This window comes from Chryseobacterium sp. Chry.R1 (assembly GCF_039645525.1).
Classification (GTDB): Bacteria; Bacteroidota; Bacteroidia; order Flavobacteriales; family Weeksellaceae; genus Chryseobacterium; species Chryseobacterium proteolyticum.
In genome coordinates this window covers 416469-440327 of record NZ_CP151793.1, presented here as the reverse complement: position 1 = coordinate 440327, position 23859 = coordinate 416469, and the positions used below count along the sequence as shown (strand labels likewise).

General features: G+C 34.6%; 28 protein-coding genes. 25 read left to right on the top strand and 3 right to left on the bottom strand.

The genetic code is table 11. The features are described 5' to 3' along the window. Positions 1-104: 104 nt before the first annotated feature. The 8 genes from AAEU33_RS02140 to paaZ all read left to right on the top strand — a co-directional run bounded on the left by AAEU33_RS02140 (position 105) and on the right by paaZ (position 8070). Positions 105-1238, top strand: a complete 1134-nt coding sequence (locus tag AAEU33_RS02140) for a 3-hydroxyacyl-CoA dehydrogenase NAD-binding domain-containing protein (RefSeq protein ID WP_345990783.1) — start codon at positions 105-107, stop codon at positions 1236-1238. Positions 1239-1260: 22 nt separating this feature from the next. Next, the gene (locus tag AAEU33_RS02135) at positions 1261-1557 is read left to right on the top strand and encodes a hypothetical protein (RefSeq protein WP_345990781.1); all 297 of its coding nucleotides are present in this window, start codon (positions 1261-1263) and stop codon (positions 1555-1557) included. A 2-nt stretch (positions 1558-1559) separates the two neighbouring features. Continuing rightward, complete coding sequence (locus tag AAEU33_RS02130; protein WP_172284290.1) at positions 1560-1973, top strand: hotdog fold thioesterase; 414 nt, start codon at positions 1560-1562, stop codon at positions 1971-1973. A 78-nt stretch (positions 1974-2051) separates the two neighbouring features. Beyond that, a complete protein-coding gene (gene pcaF / locus AAEU33_RS02125) occupies positions 2052-3257 on the top strand; it encodes a 3-oxoadipyl-CoA thiolase (RefSeq protein WP_345990779.1) in 1206 nt (401 codons plus the stop codon). A 97-nt stretch (positions 3258-3354) separates the two neighbouring features. Next, entirely contained in the window at positions 3355-3948 is a 594-nt protein-coding gene (locus tag AAEU33_RS02120) for a transferase hexapeptide repeat family protein (protein ID WP_345990777.1), read from the top strand. Positions 3949-3992: 44 nt separating this feature from the next. Continuing rightward, positions 3993-4535 (top strand): transposase, encoded by a 543-nt coding sequence (locus tag AAEU33_RS02115; RefSeq protein WP_345990775.1) that lies wholly within the window; start codon positions 3993-3995, stop codon positions 4533-4535. Positions 4536-4632: 97 nt separating this feature from the next. Next, on the top strand, positions 4633-5460 hold the full coding sequence (locus tag AAEU33_RS02110) for an alpha/beta hydrolase-fold protein (protein WP_345990773.1): 828 nt from the start codon (positions 4633-4635) through the stop codon (positions 5458-5460). Between the two features lie 114 nt (positions 5461-5574). Continuing rightward, a complete protein-coding gene (gene paaZ, locus AAEU33_RS02105) occupies positions 5575-8070 on the top strand; it encodes a phenylacetic acid degradation bifunctional protein PaaZ (RefSeq protein ID WP_345990771.1) in 2496 nt (831 codons plus the stop codon). An 18-nt stretch (positions 8071-8088) separates the two neighbouring features. Here paaZ and AAEU33_RS02100 read toward each other — a convergent pair whose 3' ends face one another. Next, entirely contained in the window at positions 8089-8796 is a 708-nt protein-coding gene (locus AAEU33_RS02100; RefSeq protein ID WP_345990769.1) for a CPBP family intramembrane glutamic endopeptidase, read from the bottom strand. A gap of 187 nt (positions 8797-8983) precedes the next feature. Here AAEU33_RS02100 and AAEU33_RS02095 point away from each other — a divergent pair, with 187 nt between their 5' ends. From AAEU33_RS02095 to AAEU33_RS02045, 11 genes are all read left to right on the top strand, one after another. After that, the gene (locus AAEU33_RS02095; protein WP_345990767.1) at positions 8984-9718 is read left to right on the top strand and encodes a DUF4241 domain-containing protein; all 735 of its coding nucleotides are present in this window, start codon (positions 8984-8986) and stop codon (positions 9716-9718) included. 2 nt (positions 9719-9720) lie between these two features. Further along, positions 9721-10419: an SMUG2 DNA glycosylase family protein gene (locus AAEU33_RS02090; RefSeq protein ID WP_345992726.1), complete on the top strand. Its 699-nt coding sequence runs from the start codon at positions 9721-9723 to the stop codon at positions 10417-10419. A 442-nt stretch (positions 10420-10861) separates the two neighbouring features. Then, positions 10862-11626, top strand: coding sequence for an enoyl-CoA hydratase/isomerase family protein (locus AAEU33_RS02085; protein WP_345990765.1), 765 nt, complete (start codon positions 10862-10864; stop codon positions 11624-11626). Between the two features lie 120 nt (positions 11627-11746). Then, positions 11747-12364 carry a hypothetical protein gene (locus tag AAEU33_RS02080; RefSeq protein ID WP_273650633.1) on the top strand — a complete coding sequence of 206 codons (618 nt, stop codon included), beginning with the start codon at positions 11747-11749 and terminating at the stop codon, positions 12362-12364. A gap of 55 nt (positions 12365-12419) precedes the next feature. Beyond that, positions 12420-12710 (top strand): transcriptional regulator, encoded by a 291-nt coding sequence (locus AAEU33_RS02075; protein ID WP_172284273.1) that lies wholly within the window; start codon positions 12420-12422, stop codon positions 12708-12710. Between the two features lie 72 nt (positions 12711-12782). Continuing rightward, complete coding sequence (locus tag AAEU33_RS02070) at positions 12783-13622, top strand: metallophosphoesterase (protein ID WP_345990763.1); 840 nt, start codon at positions 12783-12785, stop codon at positions 13620-13622. 6 nt (positions 13623-13628) lie between these two features. After that, positions 13629-13922 carry a hypothetical protein gene (locus AAEU33_RS02065; RefSeq protein ID WP_345990761.1) on the top strand — a complete coding sequence of 98 codons (294 nt, stop codon included), beginning with the start codon at positions 13629-13631 and terminating at the stop codon, positions 13920-13922. A 10-nt stretch (positions 13923-13932) separates the two neighbouring features. Beyond that, complete coding sequence (locus tag AAEU33_RS02060) at positions 13933-14418, top strand: Coq4 family protein (RefSeq protein WP_345990760.1); 486 nt, start codon at positions 13933-13935, stop codon at positions 14416-14418. 5 nt (positions 14419-14423) lie between these two features. Continuing rightward, the gene (locus AAEU33_RS02055) at positions 14424-15797 is read left to right on the top strand and encodes a DUF4173 domain-containing protein (RefSeq protein ID WP_345990758.1); all 1374 of its coding nucleotides are present in this window, start codon (positions 14424-14426) and stop codon (positions 15795-15797) included. Between the two features lie 5 nt (positions 15798-15802). Further along, positions 15803-16342: a hypothetical protein gene (locus AAEU33_RS02050; protein ID WP_172284264.1), complete on the top strand. Its 540-nt coding sequence runs from the start codon at positions 15803-15805 to the stop codon at positions 16340-16342. 53 nt (positions 16343-16395) lie between these two features. Beyond that, a complete protein-coding gene (locus AAEU33_RS02045; RefSeq protein ID WP_306615000.1) occupies positions 16396-16908 on the top strand; it encodes a hypothetical protein in 513 nt (170 codons plus the stop codon). Positions 16909-17005: 97 nt separating this feature from the next. Here AAEU33_RS02045 and dtd read toward each other — a convergent pair whose 3' ends face one another. Beyond that, the gene (gene dtd / locus AAEU33_RS02040; protein WP_273650641.1) at positions 17006-17455 is read right to left on the bottom strand and encodes a D-aminoacyl-tRNA deacylase; all 450 of its coding nucleotides are present in this window, start codon (positions 17453-17455) and stop codon (positions 17006-17008) included. Between the two features lie 3 nt (positions 17456-17458). Next, entirely contained in the window at positions 17459-17911 is a 453-nt protein-coding gene (locus tag AAEU33_RS02035) for a hypothetical protein (RefSeq protein WP_172284259.1), read from the bottom strand. Positions 17912-18020: 109 nt separating this feature from the next. Between AAEU33_RS02035 and greA the strand changes: the two genes are divergently transcribed. The 6 genes from greA to AAEU33_RS02005 all read left to right on the top strand — a co-directional run bounded on the left by greA (position 18021) and on the right by AAEU33_RS02005 (position 23845). Further along, the gene (gene greA, locus AAEU33_RS02030) at positions 18021-18491 is read left to right on the top strand and encodes a transcription elongation factor GreA (protein ID WP_172284257.1); all 471 of its coding nucleotides are present in this window, start codon (positions 18021-18023) and stop codon (positions 18489-18491) included. 49 nt (positions 18492-18540) lie between these two features. Next, the gene (locus AAEU33_RS02025) at positions 18541-18930 is read left to right on the top strand and encodes an HIT family protein (protein WP_172284255.1); all 390 of its coding nucleotides are present in this window, start codon (positions 18541-18543) and stop codon (positions 18928-18930) included. A 67-nt stretch (positions 18931-18997) separates the two neighbouring features. Then, the gene (gene clpX, locus AAEU33_RS02020) at positions 18998-20185 is read left to right on the top strand and encodes an ATP-dependent Clp protease ATP-binding subunit ClpX (RefSeq protein ID WP_172284253.1); all 1188 of its coding nucleotides are present in this window, start codon (positions 18998-19000) and stop codon (positions 20183-20185) included. Between the two features lie 78 nt (positions 20186-20263). Next, positions 20264-22267 carry a T9SS type A sorting domain-containing protein gene (locus tag AAEU33_RS02015; protein ID WP_345990754.1) on the top strand — a complete coding sequence of 668 codons (2004 nt, stop codon included), beginning with the start codon at positions 20264-20266 and terminating at the stop codon, positions 22265-22267. Positions 22268-22272: 5 nt separating this feature from the next. Continuing rightward, the gene (locus AAEU33_RS02010) at positions 22273-22497 is read left to right on the top strand and encodes a signal peptidase (protein WP_172284250.1); all 225 of its coding nucleotides are present in this window, start codon (positions 22273-22275) and stop codon (positions 22495-22497) included. Between the two features lie 61 nt (positions 22498-22558). Continuing rightward, positions 22559-23845 carry a TlpA disulfide reductase family protein gene (locus tag AAEU33_RS02005; protein ID WP_345990752.1) on the top strand — a complete coding sequence of 429 codons (1287 nt, stop codon included), beginning with the start codon at positions 22559-22561 and terminating at the stop codon, positions 23843-23845. The last annotated feature ends 14 nt before the right edge of the window (positions 23846-23859 follow it).

The following is a 23859-nucleotide window of genomic DNA, read 5'->3' as shown; positions in this document are numbered from 1 at the left end:
TCAGATTTAAAAGAGATTGTGTTAATCTTATCTAAAATTATTTCAAGTTCAAAAGCTTAAGTAATTTTCAAATTAGCTCATTTTCAAATTTTCAAATTTAAAATATGAATGTAGGAATTATCGGTGCCGGAACTATGGGAATAGGCATCGCACAAGTAGCAGCAACAAATGGCTGTAAAGTTTGGGTATATGATGCCAACCCAAAACAGGTAGAAATGGCAACGCTGGGTTTGGAAAAAACATTAACCAAACTGGTAGATAAACAGAAGATTTCAGCTGAAAAAATGACCGAAGTTCTTGCTAATGTCTCTATCGCTACAGAACTGAAAGATTTCAAAGACTGTGAATTAGTTATTGAAGCAATCATTGAAAACAAAGAAATTAAAACTAAAGTTTTCGCAGAACTGGAAAATCATGTTTCCGAAAACTGTATTATAGGTTCCAATACATCGTCCATTTCTATCACATCTCTTGGCGCTGAATTGAAATATCCTGAACGTTTTATTGGAATTCACTTTTTCAACCCTGCACCTCTGATGCCTTTAGTTGAAATTATTCCTTCCTTATTAACAGAGAAGTCCTTAGCAGAGAGAATGTATAACCTCATGAAAGATTGGGGAAAGGTTCCTGTTATTGCTAAAGATATTCCAGGATTTATTGTCAACAGAATTGCACGTCCTTTCTATGGTGAAGGATTGAGAATCGTTGAAGAAAATATTGCTACACCAGAGCAGGTAGACGATGCCATGAGGACCTTAGGAAACTTTAAAATGGGACCTTTTGAATTAATGGATCTCATTGGAGTTGATGTCAATTTTTCAGTTACAACAACTGTTTATAAGGATTATTTTAATGATCCGAAATATAAACCTTCCTTGTTACAGCAACGTATGTCTGAAGCAAAACTTCATGGAAGAAAGACCGGAAAAGGTTTTTTTGATTACAGGGAAGGAGCTGAGAAACCGATTGCTCGAAAAGATGATGCGTTGTATGAACAGATCTTTTTAAGAATCATCTCCATGCTGATCAATGAAGCTGTAGAAGCTAAAAGATTAGGTGTAGCGAATGATGAAGACATCGAGCTGGCAATGCAAAAAGGAGTCAACTATCCGAAAGGTTTATTAAGCTGGGGGCGGGAAATAGGATATACAAAAATCTCGGAAACCCTGCAGAACCTTTATAACGAATATCAGGAAGAAAGATACCGACAAAGCCCTTTATTAAATAAGCTTGCTTAATTAGGAGGATAAAACTATTATAATGGATTTAGATATTTTCGGAGCAGAATTAAAGCAGAGGCTTTTGATGGAAAAAGAATACCTGGTCCGGGAATGTTCTCTGATCAAAGATGGTCAGGAACTGTTGGAATTGCTGGGGAAATTTAATGATAAATATAAAGAGGCGATCAAGAGGATAGCTGATGAAAATAATTTCGATCTGAATGCTTCGTATCCTTCCGAAGACTTTTCATATGAACATATGATTCTAGGTAAAACTATGGGTATTTATGACGTATTGGTTGAAGAATTATATGAAGAAATAACAAGTATAAACTAAAAATGAATCCAAAACAAATTGCAGATTATATGCTCGGTCAGGATTATTTTTCCCAATGGATGAATATCAGAATGATTGAGGTGAAAGAAAATTATTGTCTAATAGAAATGCCTATTAAAAAAGATATGATTAACGGACTTAAGACGGTCCACGGAGGGGTGACGTTTGCTTTTGCAGATTCTGCACTGGCCTTTTCATCCAATAATTCCGGGGACGCTGCAGTTGCGTTAAATTGTATCATCAATTTTACTAAAGCAGGAAAAGAAGGTGATATCTTTAGGGCAGAAAGTAAGCTGGTTAACGATACCCGGAAAACTGCTGTTTATGATATTCAGATCACCAATCAAAATGAAGAGCTTATTGCAAAATTTGTCGGAACAGTATATAAGATCGGAAAGAAAGTAACAGAATTATAAAATCAGACATAAGACTCAGATATCTGATTAAAAACGAATGAAATCTTTTTGTCTGGTATCTCAAAATCTAAATAAAAAATGAACAACGTATACATCATAGACTATGTCAGAACTCCCATCTCAAAATTACAGGGAGGATTATCAGAAGTAAGAGCTGATGATTTGGCGTCAATTGTTATCAAAGAAATTGTTGCAAGAAATCCCGAAGTTCCGGTAGAAGAAATTGAAGACGTTATTTTCGGGTGTGCTAATCAGGCGGGTGAAGATAATAGAAATGTTGCAAGGATGGGTCTTTTACTGGCTGGTCTTCCTTATAAAATCGGAGGAGAAACTGTCAACAGACTATGCGCTTCCGGAATGTCCGCCGTGGCAAACGCTTTTCGTTCAATAGCTGCAGGAGAAGGAGAAATTTATATTGCAGGAGGAGTAGAGCATATGACCCGCTCACCTTATGTGATGTCAAAACCAAGTGCTGCTTTCGGAAGAGACAGCCAGATGTTTGATACTACTTTCGGATGGCGTTTTATCAACCCTAAAATGAAAGAACTGTATGGTGTTGATGGAATGGGAGAAACTGCCGAAAATTTAGCAGATATACATCAGATCAATAGAGAGGATCAGGATAAATTTGCCCTTTGGTCTCAGCAAAAAGCAACAAGAGCTCAGGAAAGCGGAAGGCTGGCAGAAGAAATTGTAAAAGTTGAAATTCCTCAGAGAAAAGGTGATCCAATCATTTTTGAAAAAGACGAATTTATTAAACCATCTTCATCTATGGAGGGATTGGCAAAACTTCGTCCAGCTTTCAGAAAAGAAGGAACAGTTACAGCAGGAAACGCTTCAGGAATGAATGACGGAGCTGCTGCTTTGATTTTAGCGAGTGAAGAAGCGGTTAAAAAGTATGGTCTTAAGCCAAAAGCAAAGATTTTAGGATCCGCGGTAGCAGGTGTTGAACCAAGAATCATGGGAATAGGACCGGTAGAAGCAACTCAAAAACTACTGAAAAGATTAAACCTTTCTCTTGAAGATATGGATATCATCGAGTTGAATGAAGCATTTGCAGCACAGACACTGGCCGTAACTAGAAGTTTAGGGTTGAAAGATGATGATGAAAGAGTAAATCCAAATGGAGGTGCCATTGCAATAGGCCATCCACTGGGAGTTTCCGGAGCAAGAATCGTAGGTTCTGCAGCAATGGAGCTTCATAAACAGGATAAGAAATATGCGTTGTGTACCCTTTGTATAGGTGTAGGACAAGGATATGCGATGGTAATTGAAAAAGTATAATGAATTTGGAAGTGAGTTAATTTGAGAATTTGAAAATGCTTAAACACATTCCTAATTTTCAAATTATCGCATTCTCAGATTTTCAAATTAAAAAAAGATGAACATCTATTCATACCACGGGATTCGTCCCATTATAAAACCTTCTGCATACATTCATCCGCAGGCAGTCATTATCGGGAATGTAGAAATAGGTGAAGAAGTATATATCGGTCCCAATGCGGTAATCCGTGGGGACTGGGGAAAAATTATCATCAAGGATGGAGCTAATGTGCAGGAGAACTGTACCCTGCATGTTTTTCCGAATATAGAAACGATATTAGAAGAATCTGCACATATCGGACATGGAGCTATCATTCACTCCGGACACATCGGCAAAAACTGTCTGATCGGAATGAACGCTGTGGTAATGGACAAAGCTTATATTGGCGATGAAAGTATTGTCGGAGCATTGGCTTTTGTACCGGCGAATTTCAGATGTGAACCAAGAAAACTGGTTGTAGGAAGTCCTGCAAAAATCATTCGTGATGTTTCCGATGAAATGATTCATTGGAAAACAGAAGGGACAAAGTTATATCAGGAACTGGCAAGAGAGGGAAAAGAAGCTATTCTGCCTTGTGAACCTTTTACAGAATATGTCCAGCAGATTCCAACGAAAATTGTGGATTACAGTATCTGGGATGATATAAAATAAATATCTAGTAAATCTGTTAGATTTAGATTAATATCAGATTTAAAATGATTAATACAGAAAATTTTGAGTTTGAAGGTACGTATCATATTTTCTCTCATGTAAATGGGACTGAAATTATTTTTCGTGAATCCTTAAATTATCAATTTTTTCTCGAAAAGATAGAAAAATATATTCTTCCAGTCGCTGATATTTATGCGTATTGTCTATTACCTAATCATTTTCATTTGTTATTAAAATTTAAGAATTTTGATAATGTAAGTAATGAAAATGAGCATCATTTTTTAATGAAGCATTTTGGTAATTTATTGAATGCTTATGCTAAAGCTTACAACAAAAAATATAATAGAAAAGGAGCTCTTTTTCTAAATGCGGTAAAACGAAAGAAAATCTCAGATGAGAAATATTTATTGAAAGTTTTCCATTACATTCATAATAATCCGGTTAATCACGGATTTGTAAGTAAAATTGATCAATGGAAGCATTCTTCGTATAATTCATATCTAAATTCTGAAAAAGAGAGTAAATTGAATAGAAAGGAAGTTATGCAATATTTTGATTCGGTTGAAGTTTTTAAAAAATTATCATAAGTCTACTATTGAATATGATTTTTTAAATTTTGAATAATTGCTAACAATTAAACCTAACGGGTTTTTAAAACCTGTTAGGTTTAACAAAAAATTAAATATGATTAAAAAAATTGCACTTGTATGCAGCATGATGTTGATGATGAATAGTGTGGTGTCAGCACAAACTGTTGCTACAAAACCGCTTACAATTGGAGAAGTGAGGACGATTAAGTCTAAAACCTTAAATGAAGACAGAATATTGAATATTTATCTTCCACAAGGATATGACAAAACAAAATCATACCCGGTAATCTATCTGTTGGATGGAAGCATAAATGAAGATTTTATTCACGTGACGGGATTAGTCCAATTCTTTAATCAGATGTATTCCATGCCGGAAACCATTGTAGTGGGAGTTGCTAACGTAGATAGAAAAAGAGATTTTACTTTTCATACAGATTTAAAAGACTTGCAGAAAGACTATCCTACCACAGGTCATTCTGATCAGTTTATTACATTCATGGAAAAAGAGCTAAAACCTTATGTTGAAAGCCAGTTTAAAACTACGGAAAAATACCTTTTTGGCCAGTCTCTGGGCGGACTTTTAGCAACGGAAATTCTTTTGAAAAAGCCGGAAATGTTCAATAACTATTTTATTATCAGTCCAAGTTTATGGTGGGATGATGAAAGCCTTTTAAAACAAGCATCTCAATTACTTTCAAAATCTCCGGATACTAAAAAGTTTGTTTATCTGTCTGTTGGAAAAGGTGAACATCCTGTAATGATAAAAGATGCGGAGACTTTCTACGATGTTTTGAAAAAAGCCGGAAAGAAAAACTGGACATTAGAATATAAAATGATGGAAACAGACAATCATGCTACTATTCTTCACAGAAGTTTATATGAAGGATTGGTGAAAATGTTTCCTTACCAGGAACCGAAGTAAATCAGTTTCACTTGATCGATGTTCCTAAAAATATTAGATCGTAATAGTAATTTGGTCATTACTGGGAATACCTTAGGGCTCACTAATTAATTTAAGTAAAAAGTAAAAAACTATATGGAAAAGTTAAAAAACTATATCTACGGAGAATGGGTAGAAGGGACCGGAAACGGGGTTCCTTTGTACAATGCCGTTACAGGAGAACAGGTAGCTGTTTCCGATACTGAAGGCCTTAATTTTGAACAGGCTCTTGATTATGGAAGAACTGTAGGATATAAAAATCTTTCTTCAATGACTTTCTATGACCGTGGAGAAATGTTGAAAAAAGTGGCGCTTTACCTGCTGGAAAGAAAGAAAAAATACTACGAGTTATCCTATAAAACTGGAGCTACCCATGTGGATTCCTGGGTGGATATTGAAGGAGGTTTTGGGACTTTTTTTACCTACTCGGGCTTGGCAAAAAGAATGTTGCCTAATACTCCATTCTGGGTAGATGGAGATACACAGAAAATTTCAGCGAACGGAACTCATTTAGGAACTCATATCCTTACTCCAAGTGAAGGAGTATCTATACAAATCAATGCGTATAACTTTCCGGTATGGGGAATGCTGGAAAAGCTTTCTACTTCATTGTTGGCAGGTGTTCCGTCCATTGTAAAGCCATCACCTTTTGGATCTTATCTTACCAATGCGGTATTCCAGGACATGATTGAAAGTGGTCTTCTTCCGGAAGGTGCTGTACAGTTGGTTTGTGGCGAACCCGGAAATATTCTTGATTATGTTCAGGATGGAGATTCCGTATTGTTTACGGGTTCTGCGAATACAGGAAGAAAACTGAAATCATTGCCTTCCGTGGCAGGTAATGCAGTTCGTTTCAATATGGAAGCAGATTCATTGAATTGTTCTATCCTGGGACTGGATGCAAAACCAGGAACTCCGGAATTTGATTTATTCATCAAAGAGGTTCGTAATGAAATGACAACAAAAGCCGGCCAGAAATGTACTGCTATAAGAAGAATAATTGTACCGGAACACCTTATCGGTGATGTACAGCATGCATTGGCAAAAGCATTGGATCAAACTAAAATAGGAAATCCTCTAAGCCGTGAAACCAGAATGGGATCATTGGTAGGAAAGCAACAGTATGATGAGGTTCTCCGAAAAGTAGATATTCTGAAAACTGAAACAGAACTAGTTTATGATGGTAAACATGAGCTTGTAGATGCAGACTATGAAAAAGGATCATTCATGAGTCCTAAATTATTCCTGAACGATAAGCCTTTCGAGAAAAACATTTCTCATGATGTAGAAGCTTTTGGTCCGGTTTCTACTTTGATGCCTTACAAAGATGCGGAAGAAGCCGCAGCACTCGCGAAAAGAGGAAAAGGAAGTTTAGTAGGCTCAATTGTTTCCCACGATGATCAATTTGTAGCTGAAACATCTTGGAAAATGGCATCGCAACATGGAAGAATCTATGTGCTGAACAGAGATAATGCTAAAGAGAGTACAGGACATGGTTCCCCACTTCCTACATTGATGCACGGAGGACCGGGAAGAGCAGGAGGAGGAGAAGAAATGGGAGGATTAAACGGACTGCATTTCTTTTTACAAAAAACAGCTATTCAAGGGTCACCTGATATTTTGACGGCAATCACCAAAGTTTACCAGCAAGGGGCGGAGAAAAAATATGCAGATAAGCATCCATTTCAAAAATACTTTGAGGATGTTGAAGTTGGAGATTCTCTGGAAACAGCAGGAAGAACAGTTACCGATGCAGATATTGTGAATTTCTCCAATGTTTCGTGGGATCACTTCTATGCACATACAGATGCTACAAGCTTAACGGGAACTATTTTTGATAAGACGGTTGCTCACGGATACTTTATCCTTTCTGCTGCTGCCGGACTATTTGTATCAGGTAAAAAAGGACCGGTAATAGCAAACTATGGTCTGGAAAATTGCAGCTTCTTTAAACCGGTATATGCTGGAGATACAATTACTGTTTATTTGACAGCTAAAGAAAAAATAAACAGGGGAGTCAAAGGAAGAAATATTCCATCGGGAGTCGTTAAATGGTTAGTGGAAGTAATTAATCAAAGAGATGAGGTTGTTTGTGTGGCTACTATTTTAACTTTAGTTGCAAAAAAATCTCCTTTTGTTGATCTTAATATTAAAAATATTCAGAAAATTTTAGGAGGCTTGACCCAAAGTACAAAACCAAGCTGGGGTAATATGTCTCCACAACAAATGATTGAGCATCTTGAGCATGGCGTTTTGGTAAGTATGGGAGAACCTGAAGCTGAAAAATGCTTTACTCCTGAAGAACAGCTCGAAAAATGGCAGGATTCCCTTTACAATCACAGGAAAATGCCTAAGGATTTCCCGGCACCTTACTTGGCTGAAGATGAAAAGCTGTTGGAATTAAGACATAAAAATTTTGATGCGGCAAAAGAATCATTCATAGAAAACCTGAAAAGATTTTCAATTTATTACAAAGAAAATCCTCAAGCACAACATCTGAATTTTGTGTTCGGAAAACTAAATAAAGAAATGTGGGAATTGATGCATAGGAAGCATTTTACTCATCATTTTGAACAATTTGGATTGATCTGATAATATTAAAAGGAAGCTTTATAAAGCTTCCTTTTTTTGGGTACTGATGTCTTGTTTTTTTAGATATCTCAGATACCAGTAAACCAAAATGGGAAGTGCAAAGATTTGAAATAGAAATATAAAAAGTGAGATGAGACCTTCCGGCTTATGCTCATTGGCTTTAATCAAAACCTGTTGTCCCAGAGGACCGTTTGAGAAAATAACAATATTAAAGATATTCCATCCCAGGTGAAGTCCAAAAGGAAGATAAAGTGATTTTGTTTTTGCAAATGCAAATGCAAGCATCAATCCAAATATTCCGGTCATAAAAAAAATAATCACCATTTGAATAAGGTTTCCAAATGCATTATAAGAAAACAAATGGTAGACACCAAAGCAAATGGCAGAAAGATAGCAGGCAATCTTAATTCCCAATTTTTCAATGGCTAAGTAAAGTAATGCTCCCCTAAAAATGAGTTCCTCAAATATGACTGATCTTAAAGTCCACCAGACGCTGGTGAATATTGTCTGTAAGGTCATATGTTTATTTAATATCCAGCTGTTATCGCTGAAAGTCTTATTCATTACATGATAAATTAAGCATACCAATGCTGCTAACAGGAAGCCTGTTGTCCAGTTCATAATTCTATTTCTGGTGGGTTTAAATCCTAAAACAGAAAGTGTTTTTTTATCGATATACCATAGCAAGAGCCCTGAAATAATAAGTTCAGCAAGAATTCCGATCATGGGTAAATAGTTTTTATATCGTATTTTCAGCACGATAAGTTCGATGACTAAAATAATTAAAATAATTGAAAATCAGTAGGTAATAGTATTTTGTATATATTTTTGTTTTTAAAAGTCCGTCTTCATTTGATCCGGATTAAATAAATAGTAATTTTAATTTTTAAATGAATTGATAAAAAATAATATCATGAATGAAAGCTGGCTACAAAAATGGGATGAAATGAAAGACCTTCTGGTTTGTCCTACAGATTTAGAAGCTTATTTTACTTCAGACGAGATTTTCGGAAAAAAAATGGAAGTAATACATGTTGGAAATGTTTCTATCCCTTCTGGAAAAGTAATAGTAAGAGATCCTTTGGTCTATTTGAATGCAGCAGAAAAACCTTACTTTATTGACTCTCCGAAAGGAAATTTTCCGGTACAAATAGCAGTAGTAAAATCTGAAGATTGGGGGAATCGCTATGCAGCGGTAAAAGTTTCATTTACGGATAAAAGGCCTGTAATTTATCGTGAGACTTTAATAGGACATGAGGAACTGGAAGGAGTGGGAGAAGGAGAATATTTTGGATTTTCTGTAGACGCTGGTCTTGCTTGTATTACTGATGCGGAGGTATTGCCTTATTTCGATAAGTTCCTTACCCAAAAAAATGTGGGTAACATTTACGATGATTATTTTGCCGATATCTTTGCTCAGAGTTATAAAAACAACCCCAAAAACCAGAGGGAGTTAGGGGATTGGATCAATTGGACAATACCAGGTACATCTTATCAAATTCCGATGTTTGCCAGTGGGTTCGGTGATGGCGCTTATCCTGTATACTTTGCTTACGACGAAGATAATCAGGTATGCGGGTTATACATTCAGTTTATTGACATTGAACTGGCACTTTCCGAAGAGCAGGAGGATGAAGAAGATTTCTAATGATGGTAGCTAGTTTTGCTGATAAAGTTATTGACTTTAATAGAAACCTTAATTATAACGGTAAGCTGCCACATAATTTTGAGGTGTTGAATCCATATTTTGACAATCCGGAAACGATGGCTGTTATGGAGCAGTTTTATAAAAAGTATTATAATGATTCCATACAAAGAAAGTTTATGGTAGGAATTAATCCCAGCAGACATGGCGCTGGTGTAACTGGAGTACCATTTACAGATACAAAACGACTTGAAAGTGTTTGTGGGATAGCAATGCAATCTGCACGTACGCATGAGGTTTCATCTGTTTTCATGTATGATATGATCGAACAGTATGGAGGAGCCACTGAATTTTACAAAGATTTTTATATAAACTCTCCTTTTCCCTTAGCAATCGTAAAACGATCCGGAAATGGCTGGCTTAATGCTAATTACTATGATGATAAGGAGCTATTTTCTGATGTTAAAGATTTTATGATTGAATCCTTAAAAAAGCATATCAGTTTAAATCTTGATACTTCAGAAGTATTTGTTTTAGGAAAGAAGAATGCAGATTTTATCTCAAAACTGAATAAAGAAGCAAATCTCTTTGAAAAAATGACCATTCTTGAACATCCCAGATATATACAGCAATATAAACTAAAAGAAAAGCAAAGCTATATTGATAAATATATACTTGCATTAAAAAACAAATCCCTTGAATAGCTCAAGGGATTTTCCATTTGTGTAGTAGAATCTTTCACGGTACAATGATAGCTTATGATATAATTTTCACGGTTATTAGTTTTTATCGTCGTAAGCTATTTCTTTATGATCTTATTTGATCCCAAAGGAATTTTCATTAGATATTCTCTTGCAGGGAACTCAGAGATATCTTTTTCATGTACTCCTTTTTTAATGTCTGTGCTTTTTAAAGAGCTGGCACTGTAGCAGGAAAAAAGCAGCATGTTTAGTATCTCAAAGGAACAATAATAATGGGACCCGAAAGTAGAGTAGAAAGTACCAAATTGATGCATCCGTATTTCTACGTAATAGGCTTAAAATAGAATGACATGCTGATCACTATTTTGCAGGTCAATTTGTTGTGGTTAAATTTTCGTTAACAGGCTGTAATTCGTATTTTTGTAAGAATCCAATTTAAATTAAAATGAACGAATTTGTAGTCTCAGAACTTAAAAACAATATCGCAGAAATCACCTTTGGGACCCCTAAAAGTAACTCACTTCCTGGAGCGATTCTGGAAAAATTAGCACAAACGATCTTAGATGAAGGTGCAAAAGATGAAGTAAAAGCTATTCTTGTAAAAAGCAGTGGTGAAAAAGCTTTTTGTGCCGGTGCCAGTTTTGATGAACTTCTTGCTATTGAAGAATTAGATACATCTACAAGGTTTTTTGGAGGATTTGCTAAGGTACTGAATGCGATGAGAAATTGTGGTAAAATAGTTGTGGTAAGAGTTCAGGGAAAAACGACAGGTGGAGGAGTAGGTATTGCCTGTGGAGCTGATTATTGTTTTGCAACAAAGGATTCTGCCTTGGCTTTGACTGAAATTAATTTAGGTATTGGTCCTTTTGTAATAGGCCCGTATGTTGAAAGGAAAATAGGAAAATCACAATTCTCTGCAATGGCGATTGATGCCGATTTCAGATCTGCTGAATGGGCTGAACAACATAATGTTTATCATTCTGTTTCAGAAAATATCGAAGAAATGGATGCTAAACTGGATAAATTTCTACAGATATTAGCTTCCAGAAGCAGTGATGCTCTTGCACTTATTAAAAAGGTATCATGGGAAGGAACAGAACACTTCAATGAATTAATGCCGGAAAGGATTCATATGAGTGCTAGTCTCATCCTGGAAGAATCTGCAAAGAAAAATATTGAGTCTATTAAAGAAAAATTAAGAGTTAAGTAAAGGCTTACTTCATAAATAAAAAAACCGTTGAAATAATCAGCGGTTTTTTTATTTAAATAATCTTCGAAATATTTTTAAGTTTCAGAAAAATATTTAACTTTGTATTTCAAAGTTCTTTATATGGATTCAAAAAACTACCACGAAGATCTATCCCACATCCGGTCTATGATGGAACGATCTTCCAGATTTATTTCATTGAGTGGATTGTCTGGTGTTTTTGCCGGACTTGCTGCCATTGCAGGTGCAGTGTATGTGTATTTTGTTTTTCAGAGAGAAGGAATCGATTATTTTGATGGGGATCGAAATATCTACAATCCTTCTTTAGTGAGAGAATTAGTGATTATAGGAACTTTGATCTTATTTGTTGCGGTACTGAGCGGATACTTTTTTACAGCGAATAAAAGCAGAAAGCAAGGATTGAAAATATGGGATGCTACGACAAAACGTCTGCTATTAACGTTTTCTGTTCCATTAATAACAGGAGGCGTAGTATGTCTTGGTCTTTTATATCATCACCTTTTTCCATTGATTGCCCCAGCGACATTAATTTTTTACGGTTTAGCACTCGTGAATGCTGAGAGATATACTTTAACTGATGTCAAATATCTGGGCTATTGCCAGATTATACTAGGGTTGGTTTCCCTTTTCTTTCTAGGATGGGGACTAGTAGCATGGACGCTGGGATTTGGTTTTTTACATATAGTGTATGGCCTCATCATGCATAAAAAATATAAATAATGATTTAAATTTGCAGCTCTAAAAATACTATATACTATACCTACCACCAAAGATTATGATTAAAATAAATCAGCTCAACAAAGAATTTGAAAGTCGAGTAAGATTAGGCATTATGTCTGTTCTTATGGTTAACGATTGGGTTGATTTCTCGGAAATGAAAGGATTATTGGAGATTACTGATGGTAACTTGGCCAGTCATAGTAACGCTTTGGAAAAGGCTGGATACATAGAAATAAAGAAGGAATTTGTTGGGAAAAAACCTAAAACCTCTTATAGGGTTACCCAGAGTGGAAGAAAGGCTTTTTCTGATCATTTAGATGCTCTTGAAAAATTAATAGGCAGATAAAACTATATTTTTTTATCAATTAACTTTGTAATTCAAAGTTCTTTGTTTTAATTCAATATGTAAAAATAGTACATGACAAGAAAAACATTTTTAAAAAAGCTCTTTCAGCTCGCTGTCGTAGGATCCTTTCCTGCTTTATACTCATGGCAGGTAGAGCCTTTTTGGGTGGAGTTTGTTGAACGTAAGCTTACCATTAGAAACTTACCGGTGAACCTTGAAGGTAAAATTTTGATGCAGATTTCCGATTTGCATGTAGGTAACCGATTTGACTGGAATTTCCTTATTGAATCTTTCCATAAGGCTAAAAAATTTAATCCGGATTTTGTAGTGTACACCGGTGATTTTGTAAATCACGGAACACTGGAAGAACAAAACGATTTAAAAATAGTAATGGAAGAAGCCGTATATGGAAACCTTGGAACATTTGGAATTTTGGGAAATCACGATTATGGACCAGAGTGGAAAGACATTGAGCTCTCCAGGAGTATTTGTCGGATTTTAAATAGCTACGGAATTGAAATGCTAAATAATGAGCAAAATAACCGGTATGGAATCAACTTTATTGGATTTGAGGATCTGTGCTCACCCAATTTTGATCCCTTGAAGGTTATGAAAGATTTAGATCAGTCTAAAGCGAATCTGGTTCTTTGCCACAATCCTGATGTTTGTGATAAAGATGTATGGAACGGATATCAGGGATGGATCCTAAGCGGGCATACCCATGGCGGACAATGCCGGATTCCCGGTGTGATCACTCCCATACTCCCTGTTAAAAATAAGAAATATGTTTCCGGAGAAATTGATTTGCAGGATGGCAGAATGCTTTACGTCAACCGGGCAATCGGACATTCTTATCAAGTTCGGTTTATGGTTCGTCCGGAAATTACTGTTTTTACCTTAACAAAAGCTTAAAATAATATGGATAATAAAGAAATTGTGAATATAGGAAAATATGTTTTCTGGCTTTCATTTTTGCTTGGGAATATATGCCTGTTCGGATACCTTGTCAGCAGAATTGATGTATTTGCGATAGGAGGCTTGTTATTGCTCATTTTTGGATCTATCTTGAATTTATTGGTCATCGCCGGACTTTTAATTTATGGGGCGATATATCATGCCAAGCTTCATGCTTGTTTACAATCAATCGGAATATTATTAATCAATATCCCTACCGCCTGTCTTTATACTGTTATTGGAGTTAATCTTAATTAAATAATCAACTATGAAAAAATTACGTGTTCAGTTTTTACTTTTTGTATATGATAAAACTCAAAAGTTATACAGAAGATATTTTAAGAAAAAGAAAAGACAATGGCAGTTCAACGAAAAACAACTGCTTAGTTTCAATGAAGATACCTTAGGCCGTAAACTGGGGGAATTTTATAAGCGTCATGGATTTACCATGATTCCTAAAATGGAAAATCACGATGTTCATCATTTGATTACAGGTTGCGGAACTAATTTCGAAGATGAAATTGCCATGCAATATCTGCTGTTGGGAAATGGAAAACTTAATGCCCATCTTCTGGCAGCAATCATATTAGGAACTTTGATTTTACCGGAATATTCAAAAATGTACCTGCAGGCATTTCGGAAAGGTCAAAATATGAGGTCCTTTCATCATTGGGATTTTGAAGCTTTGCTATGGCAAGATTTTGAAAATCTGAAAGATTTTATTCAGCAAAAAAATACAATAACTTATTATTAAATATCATGAAAACACATCACTATATACTCCTTACAACCGTCTTATTTATTATTCTTTTTTATAACGAAAATGTAGGTTTAAATCTTGGACTGTTAGGTATTGCTTATGCGTTACTAACATGGTACAAAACACCAAAGTCAAACAAAACAAAAGTATTTTTCATGCTTTTTTTCACAAGTATTTTTTCTTCAGTAGCTTTTGCCTGGTATGGAGATTTTGCTTCTTTTGTGGCGGTTGTAAGTTCACTTCTGCTTTTATCTTACAGATCAGGAAATAAAAGACTAAAAATTCTCTTCTTGATTCCTGTTTTTATAGTGAACTGCTTTACTTTTTTATGTCGATTTTTTAATTTTGATAGTTGGCTTCCCCAAAAAAATATTTCGGGGTTAGGACAGAAAATATTTGCCTTTATCTTGATTCCATTGGTATTAGTTGCTGTTTTTTTTGGAATTTACTCTGTAGGAAGTGATCATTTTGCCAGCTTGTTTACGAATATCAAAATAGATATTAATATTTGGGAACTGTTCTGCATAACAGTATTGGGGATGTTTATCGCTTTCAATTATTGGAATTATGCTGTAGAAAAAATCATTTATAAACAAAATCATTTTTTAGATGATACTTTTCACACGAAAGATCGAATCGTACAATCAACATATTCTTTTCTTGATATTGATGCAGAAAGGATGAGCGGCATAATCTCGTTTTTAGCATTAAATGTATTATTGATCTTTTTTATCATCACTTATAATTACGAACTATTCTACGAAGCTTCAAAAACTCCCGGCCAGCTTTCAGAAGAAACCCACCAAAGAGTAAATGCTGTGATCATGTCTATTATTATGTCTATTCTGGTGATTATGTTTTATTTTAAATCCGGATTTAATTTTGATCCGAAAGCCGGGCTTATGAAAAACCTGGCTAAGATCTGGATTTTTTTAAATGCGGCACTGATTATTTCCACGATGATAAAGAACTCCGAATACATTATCAATTATGGTTTTACATATAAAAGGCTTGGAGTATATGCTTTCCTGACTCTTTCATTTATTGGTTTGACAATGACGTATATTAAAATTCAATACAGAAAAAGAAATGCTTTTCTGTTTAATACAATGACATGGTATTTTTATGGAACAATTTTGGCTTGTAGTTATATCAATTGGGGAGGATTAATTACTTCTCACAATATGAAGCGAAGTGATTTTAATGCGGATTATCACTTCACAGAAATCAACTTTAGTGAGAAAAGTTTACTGAAGTTTGCTGCCGAAAAAAAAGATATTATACTAAAAAAACAAATTATAAGTAAAGTGAAACAAAAGAAATCATTTTCTTTCTTGTCAGAAGTGCTTTACTATGAAACACTAAAAGAATAACTATTATGAAAAAGTCCTTATTGCTGATCCCATTGATTATTGTTTCTTGTAAAAAAGAACCAAATGTAAACGAAACAGCCAACAAAGATTCGATCATGATTTCAGAACAGCCGGGTCCAGAACATTCAGTAGATTCAGCTGCTATAAGAAAAAAAGATTCTATCATTAATAATTCTCCCGTCACCAAACATGTCTTAAAAAAAGGTGTGATGAGAAGTGAGAAAGATGGGCAAATAATAAGAACTGCCGATGCCTCACAGCTTCCATTTACAGTAGGAGAGCAATTTACAAAAGAAGGACAGGAGCTGATTCTCAAAATCACAAATTATAATAAAAGTGATATCAAGGCATCCATTTCTACAAAAGAAAAAGATTTTAATATTCGTTTCAATCAGATAAAATTGCCAAATGGAGAATACGATGGTCCTTTTGGAAGAGATATTTTTTATCAGATGGCGGGCAAAGGTGAAGTATGGTTAATTATAGGCAAAAGTAACATGGCTTCCGGAAACACAAAAGGAAGTTTTTCAGTAAGCGTCGAATAATAATTCTTTGGTATAGTTTCTGCAAGATAATTTTTGTATTAAGATTTACTATTATGAAAAATATATTTTTAACTGCAGTGGCAGCTTCTGTTGCCCTTGTTAGTTGTGGAACAGTACAGTCATTGGTTCAGAATACGTTTCCTTATACGGCTAATGTATTAGTATCCACAGGAGTGCCTGCTGATAAAGAGGTGTCTTCTACGGCTACTGCTTCTAATGTACAGACTTGGTTTGGTGGGAATAATAATGCTAAAATAAAAGATGTGAGATTGGCAGATGCAAAAATCTCTGTGGTTTCTCCTTCTGGTGGCAACTTAAGTGCTTTTAAAAACATTAAAGTTTATATTTCTTCAAATGGTACGGGTGAAAGACTTGTCGCATCAAGATCCAACATCTCTTCAAATAGTTCCAGCTTAAACCTCGATCTTAATAATAATGGATTTTTGGATGAGGTCGTAAAGAGCAACGGACTTACAGTAAGAACCGTTTATGAACTGAAAAATCAGACAAGTTCAGATATGAACTTAAAAGTAGCATTGAATTTCAGCAGTATACCTGCGAATTAGTTTTTATAAAAGTTTATTAGGAAAAAGGTCTTTCAAATTTTGAAGGACCTTTTTTATTTGGGATTAAATATAATTTAATGTATTGATATAAAGTGTCTTACATTTTTGTTTGGCTATCCATTACAATAGTGACAGGACCATCATTAACTAAAGAAACCTTCATGTCTGCACCAAAAATTCCGGATTCTGTTTTTAGTCCTGATTTTGCAATTTCTTCTTTGAAATAATCAAAAAGGGGAATTGCTTTATCGGGTTTTGCTGCCTTAATAAAGGATGGACGATTTCCCTTTTTATAATCAGCTATCAACGTAAACTGGCTGATACAAAGGATTTCTCCTGAAATATCTTTTAATGAAAGATTGAGCTTATCATCTTCATCAGCAAAAACTCTAAGGTTCAATATTTTTTGTACGAGCCAATCTGCATCTGCTTTCTCATCATTTTCATCAATTCCAATGAGTAGCATAAAGCCCCTATTGATCTCGCCGACGATTTTCTCTTCTACTTTTACATGAGCTTCTGAAACTCTCTGTATTACAACTTTCATAAATTAATAATAAACATTTAATACTCTGGTATTGGGATTATAATTGTAAGGATAAGTTTTCGGAGGTACATTCGTTCCTGACGAAGGTTGGCCGGTAAGTAAAATCCATTTAGCGTTATCCTTTGGACAAATGATACTAATATTGTCTTTTACTTCAAGTGTAGTATCATTATCAGGGCATATATGAGGTGCATTTCTATCAAATACCATAAACTGATTATCTGATCTACGGACAATAATTAAACCCCGTGTTCCTGATTGTTGCTCATCCACATAGATCCATCCACCTACATAGTTCAAATTATTATATGCAGCTAAATTAAGGTTCAAGGTTACGTTAATTGGAGTATTGGGAAAGCAGCTTACCGTGTCTTCCCGACTTCCGCAAGAATTAACAGATATATTGCTGATTATCAGTAAGGTGGAAAAGAATAAGATTGAAAAAGTTTTTTTCATTTCAATTTAAATTTTTATATATTTGTAAAAATTAAACGATTACAACACGAAAACATTGTCCGGCAAATGTCGGATTATTTTTTTATACTAAAACTAAATTTTGAAAATTATGGCAAGCTATGTTACAAAGGAGGGGTTAGATAAAATGAAAGCTGAGCTTGAGCAGTTGGAAACTGTAGAAAGACCTAAAATTACTCAACAGATTGCAGAAGCTAGAGACAAAGGTGATTTGTCTGAAAATGCAGAATATGATGCGGCAAAAGAAGCTCAGGGGATGCTTGAAATGAGAATTTCTAAACTGAAAGATGTTATTTCAGGGTCTAAAATAATAGATGAAAGTCAGCTAGATACTTCAAAAGTTTCCATTTTAACAACTGTGAAACTAAAAAATAATGCAACGCAACAACAACAGATATTTACTTTAGTTCCTGATAATGAGAGCGACCTTAAAAGCGGCAAGATCTCTGTAAATACACCTATTGCAAAAGGTTTGCTGGGTAAAGTTGTGGGAGAGACCGCAGAGATTGTTTTACCGAATGGAAATAAATTATCTTTCGAAGTACTTGAAATTACCCTGTAAGGATAAATTAATACATGTATAATTCTCTGAAGTAAATTTTTTGATGCATATGAGTACTATATTCACAAAAATCATTAATGGCGAAATTCCTTCCTACAAAATAGCAGAGGATGAAAATTTTGTTGCGTTTTTAGATGCAATGCCCTTAGTTAAAGGACATACATTAATAGTCCCTAAAAAAGAAGTGGATCTGATCTTTGATCTGGAAAGCGAGGAGTATAAAAACCTTTGGGGATTTTCACAAAAAGTTGCCAAGCAGATTAAAAAAGCAATTCCTTGTATTAGAGTAGGGATTGCAGTGGTAGGCCTGGAAGTTCCTCATGCACATATTCATTTAATACCACTCAATACAGTGGAAGATATGAATTTTAAAAATGAGAGACTGAAATTAACGGATGAAGAGTATACCGAAATTCAAAAATCAATTATTAATTCTTAAAAAATCAAGAAATCGTAAAAAAGAAATTTTTTACGATTTTCTTTAACATATATATTATATAAATAGTATGAATTCAAACCAATGTTCTTTTTGTGGCAGAAAAAGAAATGAAGTGCAGATGCTTATTTCTGGTCAGAATGGCTTTATCTGTGAAAACTGTATAGAACAAGCTCATGCGATTGTAAAAGACAGTGCTACTAAAACTGAATTTTCACCTGCGGAAAATATAGATACGCTAAAAAAGCCAAAGGAGATTAAAGAGTTCCTTAACCAATATGTGATCGGACAGGATCAGGCAAAAAAACAACTTTCGATTGCTGTATACAATCATTATAAAAGATTGCTTCATGCACAGGATGAAAATAGAGAAGTAGAGCTTGAAAAGTCCAATATTATCATGATCGGTGAAACAGGAACAGGAAAAACTTTGCTGGCCAAGACTATAGCAAGAGAACTTAATGTTCCTTTTTGTATAGTAGATGCTACGATTTTAACCGAGGCCGGATATGTAGGAGAAGACGTTGAAAGTATTCTTTCAAGACTTCTTATGGTTGCAGATTATGATGTGGAAAAAGCTGAAAAAGGAATTGTATTTATTGACGAAATAGACAAGATTGCCAGAAAATCTGATAATCCAAGTATTACCAGAGATGTTTCTGGGGAAGGTGTTCAGCAGGGGCTTTTAAAATTGCTTGAGGGAAGTATTGTAAATGTTCCACCACAAGGAGGAAGAAAACATCCGGATCAGAAATATATCCAGGTTAATACCCAAAACATACTATTTATTGCTGGTGGTGCTTTTGATGGTATAAAGGAAATTATCGAGAGAAGAATGAACAAACAGGCAATAGGTTTCAGTGCTGAAAAGATAAATAATGTAGATGAGGATGAATATGTATTAACAAATATTAATGCAATAGATCTTCGTTCTTTCGGATTAATTCCCGAACTTTTGGGAAGATTTCCAATCATTACATACCTCGAAAAACTAACAAAAGAAACGATGGTACGTATCATGAAAGAGCCCAAAAATTCAATCGTCAATCAGTTTATTGAGCTTTTTAAAATGGATGGCACAGAATTGGTATTTACGGATGGTGCTATTGAAAAGATCGTGGAGGAAACCCTTGATAAAGGATTGGGAGCCAGAGGACTTAGAGGAACTACCGAAAAAGTCTTGGAAGACTACATGTTTGCAATAGGTGAGGAAAAGAAAATAGTATTAACTGAAGATAATATTATTGTTAATAAATAAAAATAATTTTTTTATTATGAAAAAAATCATACCTTTGCGGGTGAGATTGTATTATAACACACACAAATAATTTATACAATGAGAAAAAGTTTATTTGCTATAGGTCTTTTAGCAATTAGTTATTCTGTTCAGGCGCAGATATTATGTCACGTAGACGCTAATGCTAATATGTATGTAAGTAAAGGTACCCTAGTTTATAGCGGGGGAGGTTTACAAATGAAAGCTAATGGTACTATAGAAAACCATGGAAACTTTATGGTTTCTGGTACAGCAACTGATCTTGTCAAGACGATTGATGCGTCAAATGCTGATAAGACAGAAGCAAACGGAGGAGGTAATTTTATTAACAAGCTTAATGAGCCTACGGCTTATGCATCTGTTAATACCAATAGCTCTACGGCTACTCCCGTTTATACTTACGGACAATTATTCATCACAGGTATTCCACAAGCAAACATTACTGGAATTGTAGATCAGGAATTCAGACAGGTTCGTCAGGGTGATTATCAACAAATTGGGATGCCGTTCTATTTTAAAACTCCATCTACTTTAAATGCTGAATTTGGTAAAACATTCACCGCTGTAAGAAAATCAAAGAATGATATCCTGTATTGGAATAACAATACAGTACAGTTTGTTCATTTATCACCGATCAATGGTATTTACAAGTTTGGTGATGCAGCACCTACCTATTCTTATTGGGCATTAGGTGGAGCCGGCTTAGATGTTAGTTCTACTACACGTACAGTAAAAGGACGACCTGTAAGTGATATCGCAACAGGAGTTATTGGAACTAGTGTTACATTACAAAATGCCGGAGCCGGAATCAACTTTGGGGCAGGTGGAAATAATCTAAATTCATTTAGAGAAAAGTACAATACCTATGCATATGACCCATTCGAAATTCCTTCAGGTGGAGCATTGTGGACAGGTAATTATGCTAGAAACATGTATCAATTTGGTAATCCATTCCTAACCAACCTTGACTTATCAAAAATTGCATATAACGAACCCGCTGCTAATGGTGACGGAGTAAACCTTAGTAATATATATGGTGTAGTACTTGATGTATCTGGGGTTGTAAATAATCAAGGTGGAACAACTACCGGTGGTTATAAATCGGTCACATTTAATGCTGGTGTTCCAACAGGGGATGTTGATTATTTGATGATCAGACCATTTGGAACTTTTACGATTAAGCTTAATAACAATAATAATACGGATGTTCTAAACTTTGGCAATCTTAGGAGGTTTAATTATTATAGCAGAGCAGCGAATACTGATTATAATGTTAATGCAAGCAGAAGTGCTGCAGGTAGCATGAGTCAAGGCACTGTAAAGCAATTAGGAATTATCGCTCTTGATGCTAATGGTGTAGAAATTGGTAAAACTTATTATGTGGTTTATCCAAATGCAACTACTGGACATTCAGCAGCTGCTAAAACACAGTATGCTGCATCAACAGCAGATGTTGTGGGTACTTTTGAAGAAAATAAGGCTGGAGGTTATGATAATGATTATACTTCAAAGTATTGGTTACGTATCAATGAAGCCAATGAAAATGATTTTAAAGGAAAAAATGTAATGTTAGCAACTTACAGTTCTAATATAAAATCTTTTAAATTTGAAATTAGAGAGAATGCTGAATTGGTAAGTAAGGGAACACACCAATTATCTTCAGGTACAGGTTTCTATTACAAAGCTCCAAACGGAGAAGTAACTGAAGCAAAACAAGGAGATATAATTCCTGCTAAAGGAACTGAGTACAGTTTATATTATGGTGCACCTGAGGCTTCAACAGCAAGAAATCTTGCAATGGATGGAGCAGCAGTGAAGCCTTCATCAAGAACTAAAGTAGTTTATAACCCGGATATTACAAATTATATTGTAAGGTTTGATCCGGATTGGAAGAAAGCAGATATTGAAGTTTATGATATGAGTGGTAAACTGGTAATCTCTAAAAAAGCAGTAAATACTTCTGCAGATTTTGTAATTGAATTAAACAATTCTATTAAAAACTCTTATGTAGTAAAAATTGTTTCAGATAAGGGAGAAACTGTTAACACTAAAATCTTAAAATAAAATATATGAAAGCTTTAAATAAACTATTATATAGTCTTTTTATTTTTGTTTTTTGTGTATTGAATGCACAAGGAACGGGCCCTGGAGGACAACCTCCTGAGCCAGGTGGACCTCCTACTGGCCCCGGTGGAGATTCAGTGCCAATTGATATGTATATTTATTTACTATCAATAGTCGCAGTAGCATTTATTGTATTTTTTACAAGAAAATATAAGGGTCAAAAAATATAAAAATTTAATTAAAATATTGAAAACTCTCTGATTAATCAGAGAGTTTTTTTATTTTTACATTATGAAAAAGATATTTGTATTATCAGCAGTTTTATCTGCTTTTTCTTTACAGGCACAATTCACAATTACCGTTCAGGCACCGGCTGATTTTAAAGATCAAGATGCAATTCTATATACATTAAATGGTTCCAAAGATGTTATTTTTACAAAAGAGCAGAGTAAGAATAATATATGGACTTTTAAATATCCGCAGAACTATGTTGGTATGATGAAAATGTATTTTCCTACTACCAATAATACATTCAATTTTATATCGGAAAATAAGAATGTAAACATTAAATTAGATACTCAGGGTAATAAGATAAAAGATGTTATCTACCAGGATGAGTCGAATAGTTTAATGAGTAAACAACAGGAAGGTTCTCAGAAAAAAGAGCTTATATTACCGGCATTAGCACAGATTAAAGAATACTATAAAGATAATACAGATTTTGGAAAAGCTCTTAAAGCAGAAATATCAAGATTATCAGGAGGCCTTGGAGAAGTGAACTCCACGGACCATCCGTTTATTTATTACTATAATACAAACTATAGTAAATTTTTAACTAATGACCCTAATAAAAAGGTATCACAGGAAGAAATAATCAATTTTATTGATAAGTCTAATGATATGCTTGAGACATCATCATTGTTGAGACCTGTATTGGTATCTTATCTTAATTCCGGCGGAAATAGTAATGTTGGAGCTTCTGTAGATAAATTACTTGACCGGTTAAAGGTGGAAACACCACGGGGTCAAACGGTATTATCCGAGTTGATTGACATTTTTGATGTGTATGAAATGGCTGATTTAAAGAAAAAATATCTTGATCAGGCTAAAGATCTCAAATGTACGATTACAGACAGGTTAGCATCAACACTTAAGGCAAATGCCAATGTACAGATCGGAGCAACTTTTCCTAATTATAAATTCCAGGCTCCGGTTAATACAAATGCCAAGTCTATTTATGATGTAAAAGCAGATAAGAAAATCATTGTTTTCTGGTCTTCCACATGCTCTCATTGTGAAACTGAATTGCCAAAACTTTTGGAGAAATACAATGATTTAAAAGCGAAGAATGTTCAGGTAATTGGGCTTTCTTTGGATGTAGATAAAGACTCTTACAATAAAAGAATTACCGCGTTCCCTTGGATTAATGATTCCGAGCTAAGAGGATGGAATAGTAGTTATAGTGAAACTTATAATATTCATGCAACACCGACTTATTTTATTTTAGATGCTAACAATAAGATAATCAATAAACCAGACCATGTTGCCGATGTTTTGGAGTTTTTTAAGCTAAAATAATTTTGGAGGTTTAG